This window comes from Bradyrhizobium sp. IC3195, assembly GCF_020193585.1.
Classification (GTDB): Bacteria; Pseudomonadota; Alphaproteobacteria; order Rhizobiales; family Xanthobacteraceae; genus Bradyrhizobium; species Bradyrhizobium yuanmingense.
This window is the reverse complement of record NZ_JADYVG010000019.1, coordinates 142,398-149,512: the sequence shown is the minus strand read 5'-3', so window position 1 is coordinate 149,512 and position 7,115 is coordinate 142,398. Positions and strand designations below refer to the sequence as shown.

The window sequence follows — 7,115 nt, the reverse complement described above, 5'->3', positions numbered from 1 at the left end:
CCGTCTCGGCGGCTGGGACGGCTACCCATCGTCCAAGCCGCCGGGCCCGATCACCTTCAAAAACGGCCTCGAATACTTCCACGCCGTCTCAGCAGGATGGAGCCTCAGAGATATGTGCATGCCCTAGCGCCTTCGCGGGGACGACAGCGGTGAATGCAGAACCGTCGACCGCTACTTCTTCGCCGCCGCCGCACGCTCCACGAAGGTCTTGCCGCCCTTCATCTTGTGACGGAGCGGGGCTTCGTTGATCTGGATGACGACGGCATCGGCATCGACGCCGAGATTCTTCACCAGCGCCTGGGTGATGTCGCGCATCATGCCGGCCTTCTGCTCGTCGGTACGGCCTTCGGCCATGCTGATGGTGATCTCAGGCATTGTTCTCTCCCTGCTGCTGTCGTCATGGCCGGGCTTGTCCCGGCCATCCACGTTCTCTTCTATCAAACAAGACGTGGATGCCCGGGACAAGCCCGGGCATGACGCGGCCTGCGAATAGCTAGCCCCACTTCACGTCATGGCGGCCCAGGACCTCGCGCACTTTTGCGACGAGATCGGCTTCGCTGCACGAGAACTGCGCCGGCCGGGTCTCGCGCCATTCCTGGTTGGAGGCGATCGCGGCGGCCGCCTTGGCGCCCTCGATCAGGTCCTTGACCTGCACTTCGCCGCGCGCCTTTTCATCCGAGCCCTGGATGATGACGCAAGGTGAGTTGCGGCGATCGGCATATTTGAGCTGGTTGCCCATGTTCTTCGGGTTGCCCAGATAGAGCTCGGCGCGGATGCCCGCGGTACGCAAGCTCGCGACCATCTTCTGGTAGTCGGCCACGCGGTCGCGGTCGAACACGGTGACGACGACCGGGCCGAATTCGGGCCGCGTGTCGAGCTTGCCGAGCAGCGTCAGCGCGGCCTGCAGCCGCGATACGCCAATCGAGAAGCCGGTTGCCGGCACCGGCTCGCCGCGGAAGCGCGAGACGAGGCCGTCATAACGCCCGCCGCCACCGACCGAGCCGAAGCGCACCGGGCGGCCCTTCTCGTCCTTGGTATCGAGCAGGAGTTCGACCTCGTAGACGGGACCGGTGTAATATTCGAGGCCGCGCACGACCGAGGGATCGATCTTGATACGATCCGCACCATAGCCCGAGGCCGTGACCAGTTTTGCAATCTCTTCCAGCTCGCTGACGCCGGCCTGACCGACTTCGCTCTTGGCGAGATAGGTTTCTGCCGCGGCAATTGCTTCTCTCCAATCCTCGCGCGGCTTGGTGATGGCGAGAACAACATCGGCTTCCGCCGCACTCAAATTGGCGCCTTTGGTGAAGTCGCCCTTGCCTTCCTCCCCGCCATCCCAGCGTCCGGGACCGAGCAGCTTGCGCACTTCATCGGCGGAAAACTTGTCGAGCTTGTCGATCGCGCGCAGAACGGTCAGTCGGCGCGCCGCATTGTCCTCACCAGCGAGGCCAATGGCTTCCAGAACGCCGTCGAGCACCTTGCGGTTGTTCACCTTCACCACGTACTGGCCGCGCGCGATGCCGAGCGCCTCCATCGTGTCCGCCGCCATCATGCAGATCTCGGCGTCCGCCGCCGGCGTCGCCGAGCCGACGGTGTCGGCATCGAACTGCATGAACTGGCGGAAGCGGCCGGGGCCGGGCTTCTCGTTGCGGAAGACGTAGCCAACGCGGTAGCTGCGATAGGGCAGCACCAGACCGTCGGTGCCGTAGCGCTCACCGACGTAGCGGGCCAGCGGCGCAGTGAGATCGTAGCGCAGGCTGATCCATTGCTCGTCGTCGTCCTGGAACGAGAACACGCCCTCGTTGGGGCGATCCTGGTCGGGCAGGAATTTGCCGAGCGCGTCGGTGTATTCCATCGCCGGCGTTTCCACCGGCTCGAAACCGTAGAGTTCGTAGACGGCGCGGATCTTTTCGACCATCTCGCGCGTCGCCCGGATCGCGGCAGGGTCGCGATCCTCGAGCCCGCGCGGCAGGCGCGCCTTCAGTTTCTGGGGTTTTTTGGGTTTCTCGGCCATGCGGGCGTTTACCAGCCGCGGCGCGGGGCGGCAACTGCCCTACGGCTGCTCGATTCGCGCCCGGAGCGCGTCCGCGTCGGCCTTCGGCAGCGATTTCAGCGTCGGCTTGATGGTCTCGCCGCCGACGATCTTGCCGTTGCGCATGAACATCCAGTCCGAGATGTCGGCCTCCGCGAACCTGACCTTATCGCCGGCTCGCTTGCCCGGCAGATCGCGCGGCTCGTTGGCGAAGACGCCGGTCAAGGTCCCGTCGGGCAGCTTCTTCACCTCACCGATCCAGATGTGCTCGCCGCCCTTGCGGGTCGTAAAGCGCACCTTCAAAGCGTGACCAGACTCGGACGGCTTGGGCGATTCATAGGAGGCCCAGAAGGTCGGCAGCGAGCCGCGGGCGCGAGCGATCGCGGTGTTCATCTCGGGATCGCCGGTGCGCACATCGACGATCGGCGAGCGGTCTTGCGCAGCAACCTCGTGCGTCGGGCCGACGGTCAGGATGCCGAAAACGCAAACGCCGGTGATGGCGGCGAGAACGACCCATTTCATGGGTTGGGAGAGCTTTGTTGCCATGATCGCGATGTCCGGGACGCTTGTTGTGTCCTGGCTTTGTCGCACGTCGGCAGCAGCACGTTCAGTGCGCAATAAGCCACAAACGTTGCGCTTTTTACCCTCCCCTGGAGGGGGCCCGGGACGAGCGTAGCTCGCCCGTGGTCGGCTCGCATCTGAGCGTAGCGAAGATGAGAGACGGGGTGGGGTGAGGGTCTCTCCACATCGAACACTGCCCGTGTTGAGAGATCACCCCACCCCGCTCGCGCTGCGCGCGATCGACCCACGGGCGAGCTACGCTCGTCCCGGACCCCTCCAGGGAGGGTGATCAAAACACCTTGCGGATCCAGTTGTGGGGATCGTTGGTGCGGCCGTACTGGATGTCGACGAGCTGCTTGCGCAGGCCCATGGCGACGGGGCCGGCGGCGCCGCCCGAGATGTCGAAATCGCCGCTGACCGAGCGCACCTTGCCGATCGGCGAGATCACCGCGGCGGTGCCGCAGGCGAAGGCTTCCTTCAGCCTGCCTGAGGCCGCGTCCTTGCGCCACTGCTCGAGCGTATAGGGTTCTTCGCGCACCGTCTTGCCGGCGTCGCGGGCGAGCGTGATGATGGAGTCGCGGGTGATGCCGGGCAGGATCGTGCCGAGCGGCGGCGTCGACAGCGCGCCGTCCTCGAACACGAAGAACACGTTCATGCCGCCGAGCTCCTCGATGTAGCGGCGCTCGACCGCGTCGAGGAAGACGACCTGGTCGCAGCCGTGCTGGATCGCTTCGGCCTGGGCGCGCAGGCTCGCGGCGTAATTGCCGCCGCATTTGACCGCGCCGGTGCCGCCGATCGCGGCGCGCGTGTAGTTCTCCGACACCCAGATCGAGACCGGCGCGGGCCCGCCCTTGAAGTAGGAGCCGACCGGCGAGGCGATCACCGCAAAGATGTATTCGGACGACGGCTTGACGCCGAGGAAGGTCTCGCTCGCGATCATGAACGGACGCAGGTAAAGGCTGCCCTCGCCGCCCGGCATCCAGGCGCGGTCGATGCGCACGACCTGCTCGACCGCCTCGATGAAGACGTCTTCGGGCAGCTGCGCCATCGCCATGCGATCGGCCGAGTCCTTGAAGCGGCGCGCATTGGCGTCGGGACGGAACAGGTTCACCCCGCCGTCGTCGCGCTTGTAGGCCTTCAGGCCTTCGAAGATCTCCTGGGCGTAGTGCAGGACCGCGCCGGCGGGATCGAGCTGGAAGTTGGCGCGCGCCTCGATTTTCGCCTCGTACCAGCCGCCCTTGGCCTGGTTGTAGCGGACGATTGCCATGTGATCGGTGAAGACCCGCCCGAAGCCGGGATCCACCAGCTTGGCGACGCGGTCCTTCTCGGGCGTCGGATTGGATGCGGGCTGGATGTCGAATGTCATGCTCATGTCCTTGCCTCCCGCTGCCGGTGGCGGCGCTGTTTCTCGCGCCCGCCTGCCCGTTCGGGCCCGGCTGGCTTGATTGGTTTCTGGCCGGACCGCCGCCAGCCATGTTACGGCCGGTTTCCGCAGCCAGCATGTCATCGAGGACATGCTTTTGCGGAAGGCGGAAGTCCAGTATGTTTTGCCGAAATGCCGCTCGACAATCGCACGGTAGATCTGCTTCGGCCGTCGCCGCCTGTCCGGCTCTCTCCGGCCGTCCTGCTCCGATGCCACCCGGCGCGAAACGATCTAAAATTTCGTGCGGGTCGATCGTTTTGTAACATTGAACCCAAGATACGTCAATATGCCTGACATAAATTTCGCGACTCCTTCTCAAGACGCTGCCGCGCCCCGGCCGGCCGCAGGCGATGGAGGCAATTTGCGCTGGGATATCATCGAGCTGCTGTTCTTCGCCTATCGCGATTTCGTCGGCGATCCCGACCAGGAGCTGGAGGCGTTCGGCTTCGGCCGGGCCCATCACCGGGTCATGCATTTCGTCTACCGCTATCCCGGGCTCAAGGTCGCCGACCTGCTCGACGTCCTGCGCATCACCAAACAGTCGCTCGGCCGGGTGCTGAAGCAGCTCCTGGACGAGGGTTATATCGTGCAGAAGACCGGCGACAACGATCGTCGCCAGCGCCTGCTCTACGCGACGCCGAAGGGCGAGGCGCTGGTGCAGAAGCTCGCCGGGCTGCAGACCACGCGGATCACCAGGGCGCTCGCGGAGATGGGTCCGCAGGACGCCGAGACGGTCAAGCGCTTCCTGCGCGCGATGATCGACCGCGACGATCCGGACAAGGTGCTGGAGACGATCTTCGCTGCCGTCAAACAAGACGCCAAGGAGTGACCGTGCCGCTCGCAGCCACGCTCGCGCGCCCGCCGGTGCAACCGGCCGACGATGCCCCGCATCTCTTGCTGGTCGACGACGACCGCCGCATCCGCGACCTGCTCTCGCGCTTTCTTGCAAGTGAAGGCTACCGCGTCACCACCGCGGCGAGCGCCGGTGATGCGCGCTCGAAGCTGATGGGCCTGCATTTCGATCTCCTGATCCTCGACGTCATGATGCCCGGCGAGACCGGCTTCGACCTCGCCCGCTTCATCCGCACCTCGTCGTCGGTGCCGATCGTGATGCTGACGGCGCGCCACGAGGCGGAAGCCCGCATCGAGGGCCTGCAGATCGGCGCCGACGATTACGTCGCAAAACCGTTCGAACCGCGCGAGCTGGCGCTGCGCATCAACAACATCCTCAAGCGCGCCGCGCCGCCGCCGCAGGCCACGACGATCGAGAAGATCGCCTTCGGCCCCTATGTCTACCATCTCGAACGCGGCGAATTGCGCCAGGGCGAGGAGGTCATCCACCTCACCGACCGCGAGCGCGAGATGCTGCGGATTCTCGCGGAGACGCCGGGCGAGACCGTGCCGCGCAGCGCGCTGACCGGCAATGGCACCGTCAACGAGCGCGCCGTCGACGTGCAGATCAACCGCCTCCGGCGCAAGATCGAGACCGATCCCGCCAATCCGCTGTTCCTGCAGGCGGTGCGCGGCATCGGCTACCGCCTGGTGGCCTCGCCCTGAACCGCAGTGAAGCGCGCCAGATGAGCACGATCGATACCGGCCTGACGCTGCTGAAGAGCGCCGCCGGCCGCGTCTCGGCCGCCAACGGCTGGATGGGCAACGCGTTCAAGGGCTGGATGCCGACCGGCCTCTACGCCCGCGCGCTCCTCATCATGATCGTGCCGATGGTGATCCTGCAATCGGTCGTCGCTTTCGTGTTCATGGAGCGGCACTGGAACACGGTGACGCGCCGCCTGTCGGCCGCAGTGGTTCAGGACATCGCCGCACTGATCGACGTCTACAAGGGCTATCCGCAAGATAAGGACCGCAACGAGATCCGCCGCATCGCGCAGCAGCGGCTCGGCCTCGTCGTCGATTTCCTGCCTGCCGGCGACATGCCGCCGCCGGGACCAAAACCGTTCTTCTCGCTGCTCGACCAGACGCTGTCGGTGCAGCTCGGCCGCCAGATCGGCCGCTCGTTCTGGATCGACACGGTCGGCCGCTCCAACCTGGTCGAGATCCGCATCCAGCTCGACGACGCCGTGATGCGCGTGTTCGCGCAGCGCAGCGCCGCCTATGCCTCGAACTCGGAGATCTTCCTGTTCTGGATGGTCGGCACGTCCTCGATCCTGTTGATCGTCGCGGTGCTGTTCCTGCGCAACCAGATCAAGCCGATCCTGCGCCTTGCCGATGCCGCCGAGAGCTTCGGCAAGGGCCGCGAGGCGCCGAATTTCCGCCCGCGCGGCGCGCGCGAGGTGCGGCGCGCGGCGGTCGCCTTCCTGGAGATGAAGTCGCGCATCGAGCGCACGATGGAGCAGCGCACCGCGATGCTCGCCGGCGTCAGCCACGATCTGCGCACCATCCTGACCCGCTTCAAGCTCGAGCTGGCACTGATCGGAGACAGTCCCGAGCTCGAAGGCATGCGCAAGGACGTCGACGAAATGTCGATGATGCTGGAGGATTACCTTGCGTTCGCCCGCGGCGATTCCGGCGAGCAGTCGCAGCCGACCGACATGGCGCAGGCGCTCGAAGAGCTGCGCAGCGATGCCGAGCGTCACGGCCATACCGCGACCGTCGCCTTCAACGGCCTGCCCGTGGTGACGGTGAAGCCGGCTTCGTTCAAGCGCTGCCTCGCCAACCTCGTCACCAACGCAGCGCGCTACGGCAAGAACATCGCCATCACCGGCCAACGCGATCACCGTTATTTGACCGTCACCGTCGATGACGACGGCCCGGGCATTCCCGCGCATTTGCGCGAAGAGGTGTTCAAGCCGTTCCTGCGGCTGGACAACGCCCGCAACCAGGATGAAGGCGGCACCGGTCTTGGCCTCGCGATCGCCCGCGACATCGCCCGCTCGCACGGCGGCGACATCACGCTCGGTGACAGCCCGATGGGAGGATTGAGGGCAAGCGTGCGGATACCGGTGTAGGTGCGGTTTTCCCTTCTCCCCTTGCGGGAGAAGGTGGCGCGAAGCGCCGGATGAGGGGTATCTCTCCGCGCGTCCAAGCCTCATTGAATTCGCGGAGAGAAACCCCTCACCCGTCTTGCCGCTTTGCGGCGAT

7 protein-coding genes are annotated in these 7,115 nt (G+C 65.7%); 3 read left to right on the top strand and 4 right to left on the bottom strand.

Annotated elements, in window-relative coordinates; translation table 11 throughout:
- Nucleotides 1-171: 171 nt before the first annotated feature.
- The 4 genes from I6F09_RS28670 to I6F09_RS28655 form a co-directional block, all read right to left on the bottom strand.
- Nucleotides 172-426: a tautomerase family protein gene (locus I6F09_RS28670; protein ID WP_275498569.1), complete on the bottom strand. Its 255-nt coding sequence runs from the start codon at nucleotides 424-426 to the stop codon at nucleotides 172-174.
- A 67-nt stretch (nucleotides 427-493) separates the two neighbouring features.
- Nucleotides 494-2,014 carry a histidine--tRNA ligase gene (gene hisS, locus I6F09_RS28665; RefSeq protein WP_036009357.1) on the bottom strand — a complete coding sequence of 507 codons (1,521 nt, stop codon included), beginning with the start codon at nucleotides 2,012-2,014 and terminating at the stop codon, nucleotides 494-496.
- A gap of 39 nt (nucleotides 2,015-2,053) precedes the next feature.
- Entirely contained in the window at nucleotides 2,054-2,578 is a 525-nt protein-coding gene (locus I6F09_RS28660) for a DUF2314 domain-containing protein (protein WP_225189591.1), read from the bottom strand.
- Nucleotides 2,579-2,882: 304 nt separating this feature from the next.
- The gene (locus I6F09_RS28655; RefSeq protein WP_225189590.1) at nucleotides 2,883-3,965 is read right to left on the bottom strand and encodes a branched-chain amino acid aminotransferase; all 1,083 of its coding nucleotides are present in this window, start codon (nucleotides 3,963-3,965) and stop codon (nucleotides 2,883-2,885) included.
- Nucleotides 3,966-4,302: 337 nt separating this feature from the next.
- Here I6F09_RS28655 and I6F09_RS28650 point away from each other — a divergent pair, with 337 nt between their 5' ends.
- From I6F09_RS28650 to I6F09_RS28640, 3 genes are read left to right on the top strand one after another with little or no spacing between them, the layout of a single operon-like run.
- Nucleotides 4,303-4,845, top strand: a complete 543-nt coding sequence (locus tag I6F09_RS28650) for a MarR family transcriptional regulator (RefSeq protein WP_050991840.1) — start codon at nucleotides 4,303-4,305, stop codon at nucleotides 4,843-4,845.
- Complete coding sequence (locus I6F09_RS28645) at nucleotides 4,842-5,573, top strand: response regulator transcription factor (RefSeq protein WP_057027672.1); 732 nt, start codon at nucleotides 4,842-4,844, stop codon at nucleotides 5,571-5,573. The genes I6F09_RS28650 and I6F09_RS28645 overlap by 4 nt, the downstream gene beginning before the upstream one ends.
- A gap of 20 nt (nucleotides 5,574-5,593) precedes the next feature.
- Nucleotides 5,594-6,982, top strand: a complete 1,389-nt coding sequence (locus tag I6F09_RS28640; RefSeq protein ID WP_025033840.1) for an ATP-binding protein — start codon at nucleotides 5,594-5,596, stop codon at nucleotides 6,980-6,982.
- Nucleotides 6,983-7,115: the final 133 nt, after the last annotated feature.

Coding starts and splice junctions, on each gene's coding strand:
- hisS (WP_036009357.1), bottom strand. CDS start 2,014: ATGGCCGAGAAACCCAAAAAACCCCAGAAACTGAAGGCGCGCCTGCCG.
- I6F09_RS28660 (WP_225189591.1), bottom strand. CDS start 2,578: ATGGCAACAAAGCTCTCCCAACCCATGAAATGGGTCGTTCTCGCCGCC.
- I6F09_RS28655 (WP_225189590.1), bottom strand. CDS start 3,965: ATGAGCATGACATTCGACATCCAGCCCGCATCCAATCCGACGCCCGAG.
- I6F09_RS28650 (WP_050991840.1), top strand. CDS start 4,303: ATGCCTGACATAAATTTCGCGACTCCTTCTCAAGACGCTGCCGCGCCC.
- I6F09_RS28640 (WP_025033840.1), top strand. CDS start 5,594: ATGAGCACGATCGATACCGGCCTGACGCTGCTGAAGAGCGCCGCCGGC.